Source organism: Microbacterium sp. 20-116, from assembly GCF_041079415.1.
In the GTDB taxonomy this organism is placed as follows: Bacteria; Actinomycetota; Actinomycetes; order Actinomycetales; family Microbacteriaceae; genus Microbacterium.
This window is the reverse complement of sequence record NZ_JBFYGP010000005.1, coordinates 1-16074: the sequence shown is the minus strand read 5'-3', so window position 1 is coordinate 16074 and position 16074 is coordinate 1. Positions and strand designations below refer to the sequence as shown.

At 69.6% G+C, this 16074-nt stretch carries 13 protein-coding genes; 8 read left to right on the top strand and 5 right to left on the bottom strand.

Features of this window, described 5'->3' with window-relative positions; genetic code table 11:
* Window positions 1-10: 10 nt before the first annotated feature.
* The gene (locus tag AB6V29_RS10930; protein WP_369358607.1) at window positions 11-766 is read right to left on the bottom strand and encodes a glutamine amidotransferase; all 756 of its coding nucleotides are present in this window, start codon (window positions 764-766) and stop codon (window positions 11-13) included.
* Window positions 767-834: 68 nt separating this feature from the next.
* Between AB6V29_RS10930 and AB6V29_RS10925 the strand changes: the two genes are divergently transcribed.
* Both AB6V29_RS10925 and AB6V29_RS10920 read left to right on the top strand, forming a co-directional pair.
* Window positions 835-1062, top strand: coding sequence for a response regulator (locus AB6V29_RS10925; protein WP_267786713.1), 228 nt, complete (start codon window positions 835-837; stop codon window positions 1060-1062).
* Window positions 1059-1703 (top strand): CYTH domain-containing protein, encoded by a 645-nt coding sequence (locus AB6V29_RS10920; RefSeq protein ID WP_369358604.1) that lies wholly within the window; start codon window positions 1059-1061, stop codon window positions 1701-1703. The genes AB6V29_RS10925 and AB6V29_RS10920 overlap by 4 nt, the downstream gene beginning before the upstream one ends.
* A gap of 246 nt (window positions 1704-1949) precedes the next feature.
* Here AB6V29_RS10920 and lpdA read toward each other — a convergent pair whose 3' ends face one another.
* On the bottom strand, window positions 1950-3347 hold the full coding sequence (gene lpdA, locus AB6V29_RS10915; protein WP_210076375.1) for a dihydrolipoyl dehydrogenase: 1398 nt from the start codon (window positions 3345-3347) through the stop codon (window positions 1950-1952).
* 9 nt (window positions 3348-3356) lie between these two features.
* Window positions 3357-3998, bottom strand: coding sequence for a copper resistance CopC family protein (locus AB6V29_RS10910; RefSeq protein ID WP_369358602.1), 642 nt, complete (start codon window positions 3996-3998; stop codon window positions 3357-3359).
* Between the two features lie 295 nt (window positions 3999-4293).
* Between AB6V29_RS10910 and AB6V29_RS10905 the strand changes: the two genes are divergently transcribed.
* From AB6V29_RS10905 to AB6V29_RS10895, 3 genes are all read left to right on the top strand, one after another.
* Window positions 4294-4782: an FHA domain-containing protein gene (locus AB6V29_RS10905; protein ID WP_210076372.1), complete on the top strand. Its 489-nt coding sequence runs from the start codon at window positions 4294-4296 to the stop codon at window positions 4780-4782.
* Window positions 4782-5468: a MerR family transcriptional regulator gene (locus tag AB6V29_RS10900; RefSeq protein WP_210076370.1), complete on the top strand. Its 687-nt coding sequence runs from the start codon at window positions 4782-4784 to the stop codon at window positions 5466-5468. The genes AB6V29_RS10905 and AB6V29_RS10900 overlap by 1 nt, the downstream gene beginning before the upstream one ends.
* Window positions 5469-5563: 95 nt before the next feature.
* Window positions 5564-6109: a MerR family transcriptional regulator gene (locus tag AB6V29_RS10895; protein ID WP_210076368.1), complete on the top strand. Its 546-nt coding sequence runs from the start codon at window positions 5564-5566 to the stop codon at window positions 6107-6109.
* A gap of 216 nt (window positions 6110-6325) precedes the next feature.
* Here AB6V29_RS10895 and AB6V29_RS10890 read toward each other — a convergent pair whose 3' ends face one another.
* The gene (locus AB6V29_RS10890) at window positions 6326-7138 is read right to left on the bottom strand and encodes a ParA family protein (protein ID WP_055835478.1); all 813 of its coding nucleotides are present in this window, start codon (window positions 7136-7138) and stop codon (window positions 6326-6328) included.
* Window positions 7139-7206: 68 nt separating this feature from the next.
* Between AB6V29_RS10890 and AB6V29_RS10885 the strand changes: the two genes are divergently transcribed.
* From AB6V29_RS10885 to def, 3 genes are read left to right on the top strand one after another with little or no spacing between them, the layout of a single operon-like run.
* Window positions 7207-10614, top strand: a complete 3408-nt coding sequence (locus AB6V29_RS10885; protein WP_369358599.1) for a pyruvate carboxylase — start codon at window positions 7207-7209, stop codon at window positions 10612-10614.
* Window positions 10615-10660: 46 nt separating this feature from the next.
* On the top strand, window positions 10661-13102 hold the full coding sequence (locus AB6V29_RS10880; protein WP_369358597.1) for a MinD/ParA family protein: 2442 nt from the start codon (window positions 10661-10663) through the stop codon (window positions 13100-13102).
* The gene (gene def, locus AB6V29_RS10875; RefSeq protein ID WP_369358596.1) at window positions 13099-13590 is read left to right on the top strand and encodes a peptide deformylase; all 492 of its coding nucleotides are present in this window, start codon (window positions 13099-13101) and stop codon (window positions 13588-13590) included. Before AB6V29_RS10880 ends, def begins: the two co-directional genes overlap by 4 nt.
* A 490-nt stretch (window positions 13591-14080) precedes the next feature.
* Here def and AB6V29_RS10870 read toward each other — a convergent pair whose 3' ends face one another.
* Entirely contained in the window at window positions 14081-15907 is a 1827-nt protein-coding gene (locus AB6V29_RS10870) for a long-chain fatty acid--CoA ligase (RefSeq protein WP_369358595.1), read from the bottom strand.
* Between the last annotated feature and the right edge of the window lie 167 nt (window positions 15908-16074).

The following is a 16074-nucleotide window of genomic DNA, read 5'->3' as shown; positions in this document are numbered from 1 at the left end:
CGAGAGGGGTTCAGCGGGCGTAGCGCTCGACGAAGGTCCGCAGCATGAGTGAGGGAGCCGTCACGGGCGCGCGGCGGACGGCGGCGAGGGTCAGGTCGAGTTCGTCCGCCGCGAAGTAGCCGTACGAGGCGTAGGCGTGGATGCGCGTGACGATGCCGTCGAGGTCGAGCTCGGGATGGAACTGCGTCGCGTACACGTTCTGCTTCACACGGAACATCTGCACGGGGCACGTCGGTGACGACGCGAGAAGGGTCGCCGATGGCGGGAGCGCGCTGATGGCCTCTTTGTGCCCGACGAACGCGGGGAAGGTCGCGGGCAGTCCCTTTGCGAGAGGATCGTCGCGTCCCTCGGGGGTGAGGGAGATGTCGACGACGCTGATGGGCTCCGCGAACGTCCCGTCGGTGGGTGCCCCCAGGTGCGTCCCTAGGGTGCCGACCCCGTAGCAGGCGCCGAGGAAGGGGACGTCCCGGGTGACGACCTCGTCCACCAGGGCGGCCATCTCGGCCTCGACGCGCCGTTGGACGGCGGATTTGCGCTCGGGCGGGTCGGACGCGTTGAAAGGACTGCCGCCGACGAGGATCCCCGACACCGCGTCGAGGTCGAAGGCGGGCATCGAGTCCCGCTCGAGCCGCACACGCAGCAGCCGCTCGGGAGGCAGCCGCGTGAATCGCAGGAACAGCGCGTACTCCTCGTCGGCCGGGCGGTCTTCGGCGCGCGTGGCGAGCAGCACGAAGGGGCGGTCGCCGGGGAGGTCGGTCGAGGTCACTCCAGCGATTGTAGGTGAGCGCTGTCAAGGCACCGGGCGGTGTCGGTGCCGCGGTCTACGCTGGCGTCATGGCTATTGCACGACTGACCGGAGGCCCGCTCGACGGGCAGGTGCTCCCGCTCGAGAACGAGTCCGACGACACGCTGATCATGCCCTACAGCGAGGGCCAGCTCGTCTACCGCCGCGATGGCGGCCTGGCGAACCAGGGCGAGTCCGACGGGCCGACCGAGGCCGTCTTCGTCTTCTCGGAGGAGACCGAGGACATCAACCCCGACGCCGACGGCCGCGACGATTGAGCGCAGCCCCGAGCGGGTCGTCGAACGTCGAGATCGAGTCGAAGTACGACGTCGACGATGAGACGCCTCTTCCCGACTGGGCGGCCCTCCCGGGCGTGACACGGGTCGGAGAGCCCGAGCCGCGTGACCTGGACGCACGCTACCTCGATACGGCCGACGCCGACCTCGCTCGCGCGGGGATCGCTGTCCGCCGCCGCACCGGAGGGCCCGACGAGGGCTGGCACATCAAGGGTCCCGTCGAGGGCGCTGGTCGCACCGAGAGGCAGTGGCCGCTCGAGGGGGACATCGACCCCGACGCCGATCCGGTGGTGCCCGAAGCGATTCAGGATGCCGTCGCCTCGGTCGCCGCGCCTCCGTTCACCCCCCTCGCGCGGGTGCGCAACCATCGCACCGCCTACTCCTTGCTCGACGAGGTCGGGAACGAGGTCGCCGAGTTCGTCGACGACCGCGTCCACGCCCGCGACGAGCGCCGCGGGGTAGAGTCCGTCTGGCGCGAGTGGGAGGTCGAACTCGGTCCTGCCGCGCCGACCGACGACGACGCGCGTGCGGCGTTCTTCGCCGCGGTCGACGCGGCGGTGTTCGCTGCGGGGGGCCGCCACGCGGCATCCGGGTCCAAGCTCGCTCGCGCTCTCGGGCACTGACCTCTCCGCCCGCGCTCTCGGGCACTGACCTCTCCGCCCGCGCTCTCGGGCACCGACCTCTCCGCTCGCGCTCTCGGGCACTGACCTCTCCGCCCGCGCGAAGAGATACGGCACTCCGCCGACGACACGGTCGCCACGTGCGACCGACCGTCGGCGGAGTGCCGTTTCGCGTTCGCGCCGAGGTCGCCCGCGGGGACGACGAAGGCCCGCCCGGGCGAACCGGGCGGGCCTTCGTACGTCACACGATCAGAGGTTGATCATGTGTCCCGTCAGACCGTGGAAGGCCTCCTGCAGACCCTCCGACAGCGTCGGGTGGGTGTGCACGTTGCGGGCCGCCTCGAGGGCGGTGAGGTCCCACTTCTGGGCGAGGGTCAACTCGGGCAGCAGCTCCGACACGTCGGGGCCGATGAGGTGACCGCCGATGAGCTCGAGCGTCTCGGCGTCGGCGACGAGCTTGACGAAGCCGACGGGCTCGCCCAGGCCGTTGGCCTTGCCGTTGGCCGAGAAGGGGAACTTCGCGACCTTGATGTCGTGACCGGCGTCGCGGGCCTGCTGCTCGGTGAGGCCGAACGAGGCGACCTGCGGGTTGCAGAAGGTGGCGCGCGGCATGTTGCGGTAGTCGCCGAGGGTCTGGGTCTCGGCACCGGCGATGGTCTCGGCGGCCACGACGCCCTGCGCCTCGGCCACGTGGGCCAGCTGCAGCTTGGCGGTGACGTCGCCGATCGAGTAGATGTGCGGCACGTTGGTGCGCATGTGGTCGTCGATGTCGATCGCACCGCGCTCGGTGAGCTTCACGCCGGTGTTCTCGAGACCGAAGCCGTCGACCTTGGGGGCGAAGCCGATCGACATCAGCACGCGGTCGGCGTCGATCGACCCGGTCGAGCCGTCCTTCGCGGTGTAGGCGACGGTGACCTTGTCTCCGTGGTCGGTGACGGAGTCGACCTTCGTGGAGGTGAGGATGTCGACGCCGTAGCCCTTGTACTGCTTCTGGATCTCTTTCGAGACCTCGGCGTCTTCGTTGGGCAGCGCACGGTCGAGGAACTCGATGATCGTGACCTTCACGCCGTAGTTCGTCATGACGTAGGCGAACTCCATGCCGATGGCCCCGGCGCCGACGATGACGATGGACTCGGGGAGCTCGCGGGTCAGGATCTGCTCCTCGTACGTCACGACGTTCTCGGAGAGGCTGACGCCGGGGAGCAGGCGCACGGTGGAGCCGGTGGCGATGATGACGTTGTCGAAGGTGACCTGCTCCTTCGACCCGTCGGTCAGCGTCACGTCGAGGGTGTGGTCGTCGGCGAAGAAGCCACGGCCTTCGTACTCGGTGACCTTGTTCTTCTTCATCAGGTAGTGGATGCCCTTGACGTGGCCCGCGGCCACCGACCGCGAGCGGTCGAACGCCTTGCCGAAGTCGAAGGTGACGTCCCCCGAGATGCCGAACAGGTCGGCCTTCGCGTGGAAGGTGTGCGCGAGATCGGCGTTGCGAAGCAGCGCCTTGGAGGGGATGCAGCCCACGTTGAGGCACACACCGCCCCAGTACTTCTCTTCGACGATCGCGACCGACAGTCCGAGCTGTGCGCCGCGGACGGCGGCGACGTACCCGCCGGGACCCGCACCAAGAATGACCAGATCGTAATGAGGCATGGTTCCAGCCTATCGCCCGGTGGTGTCGCCGCCGGCGGTCTTGCGGCCCGCGCGCGAGGCGAGGACGTAGACGAGGACGCCCGCCACGATCACGAGCAGGACCGCGAGCAGGATCCAGGGCAGGGGCGAGGCGCCGGAGCTGTCCTCGGCGGGCAGCGGAGTGGCCTCCGACGTCGCCGAGGGGGCGGCGCTCTCGGTCGCCGCGGGGCTCGCCGACGCGGTGGGGGTCGCGGTCGCGGTGGGGGTGGGAGCGGCCGCGGGGACCGCGAAGGCGAAGTCGCCGTCGATGGGGTGCCCGTCGCTCGAGACGACCCGCCACTTCACGGTGACGGTCCCGGATGCCGGCCCCGCCAGGGCCTGCGTCACCTCGGTTCCCGAGACGGTCGGGGCGCCGTTGGCGAGGGAGGCTCCGGCGGAGTCGGTGACCTCGATCACGGTCGCTCCCGCGTCGGTGAGGATGTCGGCGCTGTACGACAGGGTGATCTGGGAGGGGAGCGACTCCAGCGTCGCGCCGGCCGCGGGGTCGGTCGAGACGAGTTCGTCGTGGGCCGCGGCCGGCAGTGCCGGCACGAGAAGTGCGGCGGCGGCCAGCAGGCCTGCGGCGAGGACAGCGGGAACAGTGCGGCGGCGAGGCGTCTCGGAGGAAGTCATTCTCCGACCCTAACCAGGGTGAAAGCGGCCGGACGGGGGGCATGCGCAGGGTCTCGGCGTCCTGCGTAGCGGTCCGGGGTGAAGACGGCGCGCCGACAGCGGGTGATGCGGACTCGACAGGGGTAGGTCCGGGTCGATAGGTTCGAGTGTCTCGTCGGCCGCCTCCGCATCCCCCAAACCGCGGTGTCCCGGTTTCGGCGAATACAGACACATCACGCCTCACCATGACCTGCTCGAAGTCGGTCGACCCCGCCGTTGGCGACCGATCGGTTATGGTGAATATGAAGGAGAAGCCGTGGACGAGACCAGCCGATTCGAGCGAGACGAGATCCGGCGCGCGGCCGACGCCGCAGCAGCCGGCGCGTCGCACGACACGACCCAGACCCACGACGCCGACCTGTCGTTCGTGCCCTTCGGTGCCGATCTCACCGAGGCCGAGCTCGAGGCGATCGAGGCCCTCCCCTCGGGGGCGGCCCTGCTCATCGTGCGCTCCGGTCCGACCACGGGCGCCCGGTACCTGCTCGACACCGACGTGACCACCGTCGGCCGTCACCCCGAGGCCGACCTCTTCTTCGACGACGTGACCGTGTCGCGCCGTCACGCCGAGATCCTGCGTTCCGGCAGTTCGTTCGAGATCGTCGACCAGCGTTCGCTGAACGGCAGCTACGTCAACGGCGAGCGGGTCGATCGCTCGGCTCTCGTCAACGGCGCCGAGGTGCGCATCGGCAAGTTCCGCTTGAACTTCTTCGGCTCGCCGGTCGACCTGCCCGCGGCAGAGCGCTGATGGCGGCAGCCCCCTCCCGTAGTCGACAGACGGCTGCGGGGCTGCTCAGCATCGGCCAGGTGCTCGCGCGTCTGACCCCCGACTTCCCGGCGCTCACCTCGAGCAAGCTCCGCTTTCTCGAGGTGCAGGGCATCGTGTCGCCGACCCGCACCGAGTCGGGGTACCGCAAGTTCTCGCCCGCCGACCTCGAGCGCCTGCGCCTCGCGCTCACTCTGCAGCGCGATCACTACCTTCCGCTCGTGGTCATCCGCGATTACCTCGCCGACCTCGACGCGGGCCGCAACCCGGCGCCGCCCACATCGATCCCGTCGATGACGAGCGCTCCGCGCCGCTATCGTCGCGAAGAACTCCTGTCCGCCGCAGGCGCGCGTCCCCAGCTGCTGAACGACGCGGTCAGCACGGGGGTGATCGCCGGTGCCGACACGTATTCCGAGCAGGCCGTCACTCTGCTGCGGGCTCTCGTCGCGCTCGATCGCCACGGCATCGAGCCGCGTCACATCCGCTCGCTCCGCCAGAGCGCCGAGCGCGAGGTCTCACTGGTGGAGTCCGCGTTGTCGGCTCTGCTGCGTCGTCCCGACGCGCCTTCTCGGGCTCGCGCGAGTGAGCTCGCACCCGAGCTCGCGGCCCGTCTCGACGAGGTGCGCACGATGTTCGTGCGAGACGCTCTCGAGCGAATCCTGTCCTGATCGCGACACGCCGCAGCCCTCGGAGCGGATGTCATTGCCGGGGGACCTCCGCTCATCTAGCGTGGAGGAAACGAACCGATGAGGAGGACGCGAGCATGAACGCTGGCGACGCACTCGGTGAACCTCGGTTCGCCGCTGATCTCCTCTTCACCGACGGTCTGCCCGAGATGGACGACGACACCGGTTACCGCGGAGCCGTCGCGGCACGCGCCGCCGGCATCACCTACCGCCAGCTCGACTACTGGGCTCGGACCGAGCTCGTCGTTCCGACGGTTCGCGGAGCGAGCGGCTCGGGATCGCAGCGTCTTTACGGTTTCCGCGACATCCTCGTCCTCAAGCTCGTGAAGCGCCTTCTCGACACGGGCATCTCGCTGCAGCAGATCCGCACGGCGGTCGACCAGCTCCGCGCCGCGGGCATCCGCGACCTCGCCGGCACCACGCTCATGAGCGACGGGGCATCGGTGTATCTCTGCACCTCGAACGACGAGGTCATCGACCTGGTCAGCCGCGGACAGGGCGTTTTCGGCATCGCCGTGGGCAAGGTCCTCCGCGAGGTCGAGTCGACGTTGGTCGATTTCGAGAAGGCGACCCCCGAGGCCGTCGACGAACTCGCCGCGCGCCGCGCCGCCCGCACCGCGTAGACACGCCCGTTCTCGTCGGATGCAAAGGCATCCGGCAATGCGTCGTGCTCCGACTCCTCTCGGCCGACGACCAGTAGGGGAGCGGCGGGTGCGTCGACAGCGCCGATGCCGGCACGGATCTCGGCCCCTCGATGTGCTCAGGGGTCTCGCGGAGCGCCGTAATGACGGACGCCGCCCGACTGCGAGGCAGCGGGGCGGCGTCGGACAGGACTGCGGTCAGGCCTGGGGTGCCTCGTTCTCGACGGGGATACGGCCGGTGCGCACGATCCGGTCGAGCAACGCGTCGAAGTCGGCAGCGAGCTCCTGAGCGGAGTCGCCGGGCCACACGTGCAGCGGCTTGGCCGCGCCCTGCGCCTGCTGGAGCGAGGTGCGCTCGGGCAGCTGCGGGTTGAGGACCAGGGGGCCGAACATGTCGCGGAGTTCCTTGATGCGGAACTGGTGCTCGATCGACTGCGGGCGGACGCGGTTGACCACGACGCCGAGCGGCTGCAGGCGCGGCGAGAGTCCACGGCGGATCTCCTCGATCGCGCGCAGGGCACGGTCGGCTGCGGCGACGGAGAACAGGCCCGGCTCGGTGACCACGACGACGCGGTCGCTCGCGGCCCACGCGGTGCGCGTGAGGGCGTTCAGCGACGGCGCGCAGTCGATCAGCACCAGGTCGTAGTCGGCCTCGATGGTCGCCAGAGCCTCTTCGAGCTTCCAGACGTCGCGGACACTGGGATGCGGACCGTCGAAGTTGATGGCCGAGGGGCTGCCGATGAGCACGTCGATCGTGCCCGGATGAACCTTCGCCCACCCGCTGGAGGTGATCGCCTGTCGGACGACCTTCTCTTTGGGGTTGGCCAGGACATCGGCGATGTTGAGCCGACCGGCGACTTGGATGTCCATCCCGGTCGACACGTCGGACTGAGGGTCGAGGTCGACGACGAGAGTGCGAACGCCACGTGCGAAGGCTGCGGAAGCCAGCCCGAGTGTCACGGTCGTCTTGCCGACCCCGCCTTTGAGAGAGCTGACGGAGAGTACGTGCACGAGAGTCCACGTTACCGTCCCCTAGGCTGTGAGCACATTCAGCTCCGCCAGCTTGACGTGAGGTGCGCATGTTCTCGAAGATCCTGGTCGCAAATCGCGGGGAGATCGCGATCCGCGCCTTCCGCGCGGCATACGAGGTCGGCGCCCGCACCGTCGCGGTCTATCCGTACGAAGATCGTGCCTCGCTCCACCGCCTGAAGGCCGACGAGGCCTACCAGATCGGCGAGCGCGGCCACCCGGTCCGCGCCTACCTCGACGTCGACGAGATCATCCGCGTCGCCCGCGAATGCGGGGCGGATGCCATCTACCCGGGTTACGGCTTCCTGTCCGAGAACCCGGAGCTCGCCGAGAAGGCGGCCGCTCACGGCATCACCTTCATCGGTCCTCCCGCCGAAGTGCTCGCGATGGCCGGCAACAAGGTAACGGCGAAGGAGCACGCGATCTCGGCGGGCGTTCCGGTGCTGCGCTCCACCCCGGCGTCGGACGACATCGACGAACTGCTCGCTCAGGCCGACGACATCGGGTTCCCCGTGTTCGCGAAGGCCGTCGCCGGCGGGGGCGGGCGCGGCATGCGCCGCGTGGAATCCAAGGGCGAGCTCGCCCCGGCCCTGGCCGAGGCCATGCGCGAGGCGCAGAGCGCTTTCGGCGACCCGCGCATGTTCCTCGAGCAGGCTGTCCAGCGTCCGCGTCACGTGGAGGTGCAGATCCTCGCGGATGCCGCGGGAGAGACCGTGCACCTGTTCGAGCGCGACTGCTCGGTGCAGCGGCGCCACCAGAAGGTCATCGAGATCGCGCCCGCGCCGAACCTCGACCCGTCGGTCCGTGACGACCTGCATCGCTACGCCGTCGCGTTCGCGCGCTCGATCGGCTATCAGAACGCGGGAACGGTGGAGTTCCTGCTCGAGACCGCGGGCCCGCGCACCGGGGAGGTCGTCTTCATCGAGATGAACCCGCGCATCCAGGTCGAGCACACGGTCACCGAAGAAGTGACCGACGTCGACCTCGTGCAGTCGCAGATGCGCATCGCTGCCGGAGCCACCCTCTCCGACCTGCATCTCCAGCAAGAGGACATCCGCCTGCGCGGCGCGGCGTTGCAGTGCCGCATCACCACCGAGGACCCCACCCAGGGATTCCGCCCCGACACCGGGAAGATCACGACCTACCGGTCGCCCGGTGGGGCCGGCATCCGTCTCGACGGAGGCACGACAGCCGCCGGTTCGCAGGTGAGCCCGCACTTCGACTCGATGCTGTCGAAGCTCACGTGTCGCGGCCGCGACTTCGAGGCCGCCGTGTCGCGCGCCCGTCGGGCCCTCGCCGAGTTCCGCATCCGAGGTGTCTCCACGAACATCCCGTTCCTGCAGGCCGTGCTCGACGACCCCGCCTTCGTCGCCGGCGACCTGAGCACCTCGTTCATCGACGAACGCCCCGAGCTGTTGAAGGGCCGCGAGTCGAAGGACCGCGGAACGAAGATCCTCTCGTGGCTGGTCGACACCACCGTCAACCGCCCCAACGGTGAGAACCCGCTCTCGATCGATCCGGGCGCGAAGCTTCCCACGCTCGACCCGGCCGCCGCGGCGCCCGCCGGCTCGCGCCAGCGATTGCGGGAGCTCGGACCCGCCGGCTTCGCGAAGGCGCTGCGCGAGCAGACCGCTCTCGCGGTCACCGAGACGACGTTCCGCGACGCGCACCAGTCACTGCTCGCCACGCGCGTGCGTACCCGCGACCTCGCGCGCGTCGCCCCCTACGTCGCACGCCTGACGCCCGGACTCCTCTCCGTTGAAGCCTGGGGCGGAGCGACCTACGACGTCGCCCTTCGCTTCCTCGGTGAAGACCCGTGGGAGCGCCTCGACGCTCTCCGCGAGGCACTGCCGAACGTCGCCATCCAGATGCTCCTGCGCGGCCGCAACACCGTCGGCTATACCCCGTACCCCACGGAGGTCACCGATGCGTTCGTGGCCGAGGCCGCGGCATCCGGTGTCGACATCTTCCGCATCTTCGATGCGCTCAACGACGTGTCTCAGATGCGCCCGGCGATCGACGCGGTTCTGCGCACCGGCACCGCCGTCGCCGAGGTGGCCGTCTGCTACACCGGCGACCTTCTCGATCCCGCCGAGGATCTCTACACGCTCGACTACTACCTTCGTCTGGCCGAGCAGATCGTCGATGCGGGCGCCCACGTGCTCGCGATCAAGGACATGGCGGGGCTGCTCCGCCCCACGGCCGCGGCCAAGCTCGTCTCGGCTCTGCGCGAGAGGTTCGACCTGCCGGTCCACGTGCACACCCACGACACCGCGGGCGGGCAGCTCGCGACCCTGTTGGCCGCGTCGGCTGCGGGAGCGGATGCCGTGGACGCGGCGTCGGCACCCATGGCGGGAACCACCAGCCAGCCGTCTCTGTCGGCCTTGGTCGCGGCCCTCGCGCACACCGATCGCGACACCGGTCTCGACCTCGCGGCCGTGAGCGACCTCGAACCGTACTGGGAGGCGGTGCGTCACCTGTACCGTCCGTTCGAATCGGGACTGGCCGGTCCTACCGGACGCGTGTACCGGCACGAGATCCCGGGCGGGCAGCTGTCGAACCTGCGCCAGCAGGCGATCGCGCTCGGGCTCGCCGACGACTTCGAGCTCATCGAGGACATGTACGCCGCGGCGAACCGCATCCTCGGCCGCGTGCCGAAGGTCACACCCTCTTCGAAGGTCGTGGGCGACCTCGCCCTGCACCTCGCCGCCGTCAGGGCCGACCCCGACGATTTCGAGCAGCACCCCGAGAAGTACGACGTGCCCGACTCGGTCGTCTCGTTCATGGCGGGCGAGCTCGGCGACCTGCCGGGCGGGTGGCCCGAGCCCTTCCGTTCGAAGGTTCTCGCCGGGCGGGATGCCAAGACCGGCACGACGCCGCTCACCGACGACGACCAGGCCGCCCTGGCGGGGGAGTCCTCCGAGAGACGCGCGCGTCTGAACCGGCTGCTCTTCCCCGGCCCGACACGCACCTTCGAGCAGACCCGCGAGACGTACGGCGATCTCAGCGTGCTCGATACGGCCGATTATCTCTACGGTCTTCAGTCCGGCGGAGAGCACACCGTCGAGATCGAGCGGGGTGTGCAGTTGTTCGTGGGGCTCGAGGCCGTCGGCGAGGCCGACGACAAGGGCATGCGCACGGTGATGACGACGCTGAACGGCCAGCTGCGCCCGGTCTTCGTGCGCGATCGTTCGATCGACGTCGAAGCCCGCCAGGCCGAGAAGGCCGACACCTCGAAACCCGGGCAGATGGCAGCGCCGTTCTCGGGCGTCGTGACGATGAAGGTGACGGCGGGGGACCGCGTCTCGGCCGGTCAGGCGGTGGCCTCGATCGAGGCGATGAAGATGGAAGCGGCCATCACCGCGACCGTCGACGGCGTGGTCGAACGTGTCGCCATCGGTACCACACAACAGGTGGAAGCAGGAGATCTTTTGCTGGTAATCCGCCAAGCGCAGTAACCTAGAAGGGGGCGCTTTCGCGCCCTCTTCCCGTTTGGAGACTGCAGTGACCCCCGACCGCACCGACGCGAACCCCGACGAGAACGCCGAGCACGGCGTGCTCGAGGAGAGCGGGAATCTCGACACGGCCAGCATCACGATCCTCGGCGGGCACATCGCTCAGGTCAATGTCGACCTGCCCGTGGCCAGCGACGACGACGACCTCGATGACGATGTGATCGAAGACGAGATCCCCCTCGACGAGGCCGATCTCGCCGCCCTCGACGCCCCGCGCGTTCCCTCCGCCGTACCCGCCGGCATCGACGACCACGCCGAGATCGTGCACGACCCGCACGTCGAGCAGCTCCCGACCGGCGACATCATCCTCGAGCCGCATGACACGGACGCAACGACGGAGCCGCTCTCCGACGACGACGTGCACGATGCGGAGATCGTCGACGAGTCGCCCCGCGACGCCTCGGAGCACGAGATGCCGGATGCCGAGCCCCCGGCCGTCGCGGAAGGAGTCGGTGACGAGACCGCAGCGGATGCCGCGGCGGAGCCGTCCGCGCAATCGCGCGAGATCGACGAAGACCAGGACCGCTCGGGCGAGACCTTCTCGTCGGAAGAGGCCGAGGAGCTTGCCTCCGGCGACGAGCCCGTGGGCGTCGACGAGGACGATGACGTCGACGCCCCGACCGCCGCTGACGCCCTCCCGGGTGAGGACCTGCTCTCGCCAATCGACCAGGCGCAAGACGACCTGGCCGGGGCAGCCGAGTCCGACCCGCGGGCCGAAGACCTTGCCGATGCCGAGATCGTCGACGACCTCGTGACCGAAGCCGATGCCGCCGAGACGGGGGGAGCCCTGGATGCGGCGTCCCGGGGTGGGGAAGACCTCGAGCCGGACCACGCACCGGCCGATGAACGCGAGCCCGAGACGCACGTTGAGTCCGACGTGTCGGCGGACACCTCGGAGCCGCTCACGCACGCGCCGTGGGTCCCCGCGGCCGTCGGCGAGCCTGAGCACGGCGACACCGAGGAGATTGACTCGGAAGAAGCGAGGCCGCAAGACGCGGTGCCCGCACCCGCGGAGCCGGAAGAGGTCGCTGTCGAGGAGACCGAGCTCGCCGCGACCGTACCCTTCGACGACGACGCCGACGACGCCGACGACGCAGACGACGCAGAGGTCGAGGAGACCGAGACCGTGGCAGATACGCCCGAGCCCACCCGACAGTCCGTCGACGCGTCCCTCCCGCCGGTCACCGCCGAGTCGCAGCCCGCACCGCCGGCTAGCGCCGAGGTCGAAGCCGACTCTGCCGGGGCGGAGCCTCAGACCGTCGTCGCCCCCGCAGCGGCGCCGACCACGCGCGCAGAGCGCGCCGCGACGGGCGTCATCGGAACGATTCCGCTCACGCGCCGCAGCGCCCACCAGGCCGATGATGCCGCCCGTGCCGCCGACGAGGCCGCCCGCGTCGATCGCGCCCACTCGCTGGAGCGCGTGCGCACGCCCGCTCCGGAGGTCACACTGACCTCGAAGCGCATCGGTCAGATCGACGACGCGCGCGAAAGCTCCGACCTGCTCACCGCCGACCGTCTGCTCGATCCGCGTCAGATCGCGCGTCCCGAGCCCGAGGGCCTCTGGCAGCAGCTGGTGTACTCGGTCTCGCGTCACCGCATCAACCTCGGCGACGGTCGTCGCGCCCGTCAACGCAAGGATCTCGACCGCCGGATCGCTACGCCTCTCGCGGGCGGCGCGCGGTTCGTGCCGGTGCTCTCGCGCAAGGGCGGTGTGGGTAAGACCACCGTCACCTCGCTCCTGGGCATGGCCCTCGCCGACGCGCGCGACGACCGCATCATCGCGGTCGACGCCAATCCCGATCGCGGGACGCTCGCAGACCGCGTCGGCCGTCCGAACGGACGCACGGTCCGCGACCTCGTCCGTTCGCACGACGAGATGGTCGGCTACAACGACGTCTCGTCGATCGTCGCTCGCGACGCCACGCGCCTCGACGTGCTGGCATCCGATTCCGATCCGCGGGTGTCCGAGGCCTTCAGCGACGACGACTACCGCCAGGTCGCCGACGTCGCCGCGCACTACTACTCGATCGTCCTCACCGACACGGGCACGGGGATCGTGCATTCGGTCATGGGCGCGACACTCGAACTGGCCGACACCCTGGTCATCGTGGCGGGCCTGTCGGTCGACGAGGCGCGCCTCGCGTCCGAGACGCTCACGTGGCTCGAGACCAACGGCTACGCGGCGCGCGTCCGCGATGCGGTCGTCGTGCTGAACAACTCCCGCCCCGGCACGCCGCTGGTGCGCGAGAGCGAGCTCGAGGCACACTTCCGCTCGCGTGTGCGCACCGTGATCCGCATGCCCTACGACGCACGTATCGCTGCGGGCAGCGCCATCACCTTCCGCGACCTGCAGCCCTCGACCCGACAGGCCGCGCGCGAGCTCGCCGCCGCCGTCGTCGAGGGCCTGCGTGCCCCGGCGGTCGCGGCATGAGCGTTCGCCCGATCCGCCTGTTCGGCGACCCCGTCCTGCGCGCGCCCAGTGCGCCCATCGAGCAGATCGACGACGGCATCCGTGCCCTCGTCCAAGACCTGATCGACACGGTCGAGCTGCCCGGGCGCGCGGGGGTCGCGGCGCCGCAGATCGGCGTGGGTCTGCGCGCTTTCAGCTACAACATCGATGGCGACATCGGCTACGTGCTCAACCCCGTGCTCGTCGAGACGCGCGGAGAGCCGGAGCCGGTGGGGGAGGGGTGCCTCTCGGTGCCGGGTCTCTGGCACGATGCGCTGCGTTATCCGTGGGCCAAGGTCGTCGGAATGGACCTCGACGGCAACGAGGTCGTGCTCGAGGGCGAGGGGCTGCTCGCCCAGGCCCTGCAGCACGAGACCGATCACCTCGACGGCATGCTGTACCTCTCGCGCCTGTCCGCCGAGACGCGTCGCCAGGCAATGCGCCAGGTGCGCGAGAGCGACTGGTTCTGATTCGGAGCCGGGTCACGCGCTTCCCCCGGGATTCGCGCAACCTCCGCCGTTCTCGGCCATGTCGAGCCGTAGTCGTGCTGATTGTTGAGGTTTTGCGGGTCGCTGGGGTGTGGCCGGCGTCGGCGTACGTTCGGCGATTTGCGTAACTTCCGTGGGTTTCCTGTGTGCCGGGCTGAGGTTGTGCGGATCGCTGAGGTTGTGCGAGTCGCTGAGGTGCGGCTGGCGTCGGCGTACCCTCGGCGATTTGCGTAACCTCCGTGGGTTTCCGGTGCGCCGGGCTGAGGTTGTGCGGATCGCTGAGGTTGTGCTGGTCGCCGAGGTTGTGCGGGTCGCCGAGGTGTGGCCGGCGTCGGCGTACTCTCCGCGATTTGCGCAACTTCCGTGGGTTTGCTGTGTGCCGGGCTGAGGTTGTGCGGATCGCTGACGTCGTGAGAGGGGATACGCGACGGCCCGGCCCCTCGGGGGGACCGGGCCGTCGTCGTCGCGCGTCTCAGGGGAGCGACACGTTGGTCGTGTTCACCGGCACGGCGTAGATGTCCTCGATGGCGTCGGCGAAGTCGGCGACGATGACGTTGCGCTTGATGCTCATCTTCGGCGTCAGGTGCCCGCTGGCCTCGGTCCACTCGGTGGGCAGGATCGTGAACTTGCGGATCGACTCCGCGCGCGAGACCCGCGTGTTGGCGCGGTCGATCGCGCCCTGCACCTCGGCGCGCACCTTGTCGTTCTCGGCCGCCTCGGCGAGTGGCATGTCGGCGGGCAGGCCGTTGTTGGCCAGCCAGGTCGGGAGCATCTCGGTGTCGAGCGTGACCAGGGCCGCGATGAACGGTTTGTGGTCGCCCACGACCACGACCTGACCGACGATCGGGTTCGCACGGATCGGGTCCTCGAGAGCGGCGGGAGCGACGTTCTTGCCGCCCGCGGTGACGATGATCTCTTTCTTGCGGCCCGTGATGGCGAGGAATCCGTCGCTGTCGAAGGCGCCGATGTCGCCGGTCTTGAACCACTCGCCGTCGAAGGCGTCGGCCGTCGCCTCGGGGTTCTGCCAGTACTCGCGGAACACGTTGATACCGCGCACCTGGATCTCGCCGTCATCGGCGAGACGGATGCCGACACCCGGCAGAACGGGACCGACGGTGCCGATCTTCGACTTCGTGGCGAGGTTCACCGTGGCCGGGGCGGTGGTCTCGGTGAGGCCGTAGCCCTCGAGGATCACGACGCCGAGGCTGCGGAAGAAGTGACCCAGGCGGGGGCCGAGAGGGGCCGATCCCGACACCGCATAGACGATGTTGCCACCCATGGCATCCCGCAGCTTGGAGTAGACCAGCTTGTCGAAGAGCGCGAACTTGATCTTGAGCAGCAGGGGAATCGACTTTCCGTCCTGCAGGCGCTGGGAGTGCTCGATCGCGGCGTCGGCGGCGGCGCGGAAGATCCTGCCCTTGCCGCCGGCCTCGGCCTTCTGCTCGGCGGAGTTGTAGACCTTCTCGAACACGCGGGGGACCGCGAGGAGGAAGGTGGGGCGGAAGCTGCCGAGCGCCGGGAGGAGCTGCTTCGTATCGGGCTGATGTCCTGTCTTCACGCCCGCGTGCACGTTGAGCAGCGAGATGAAACGCGCGAACACGTGCGCCGTCGTGATGAACAGCAGGGTCGAGGCGCCGGGGGTCTCGACGACCTCGTGCAGCGACTTGGCGGAGTTGCGCGCCAGCTCGACGAAGTTGCTGTGGACGAGCACGCAGCCCTTCGGACGGCCGGTGGAGCCCGAGGTGTAGATGAGGGTGGCGACGTCGGAGGCCTTCGCCAGGTGGCGGCGGCGCTCGATCTCTTCGTCGGTGATGTGCGTGCCGCCCGAGACGAGCGCGTCGAGGGCTCCCGAGTGCATCGCCCAGACCTCGCGGACGAGGGGGAGGTCGCTGCGGACCTCGTCGAGACGTTCGGCGTGTTCCGTGGACTCCAGGACCACGGCGATCGCACCGGAATCCGACAGGATCCACGAGATCTGCGACGGCGAGCTGGTCTCGTAGACCGGGACCATGATGGCGCCGGCGTAGAACAGCGCGAAGTCGATCAGGGTCCAGTCGTAGGTGGTGCGGGCGATGAACCCCACCTTCTCGCCGGGCTGGATGCCGGCGGCGACGAAGCCTTTCGCGAGGGCGATGACCTGCCGTTCGAACGCGACGGCGGTGACGTCTCGCCATCCGTCTCGGTCGGGAACCGCGAACAGCGGCCGGTCGGGGGTGGCGCGGACGCGGTCGGCGAGCAGGTCGGACGCGTTGGCGTCGGGGTCTGCGGGGATGAGGGCGGGTTGATCGAACTGGATCACGGCAACTCCTTTGGCACCGGAAGAACGTCGAGCTGTGGGACGAGTCTATCCGCATCGACGTGCTCGCCCCGGGGGGGGGGGGGGGGGGGGGGGGGGGGTGGGGGGGGGGGGGGGGGGAGGGGGAGCTGCTGCCGGGGGGGGCCGGCGGGGGCCGGGGGAAGGGGGGG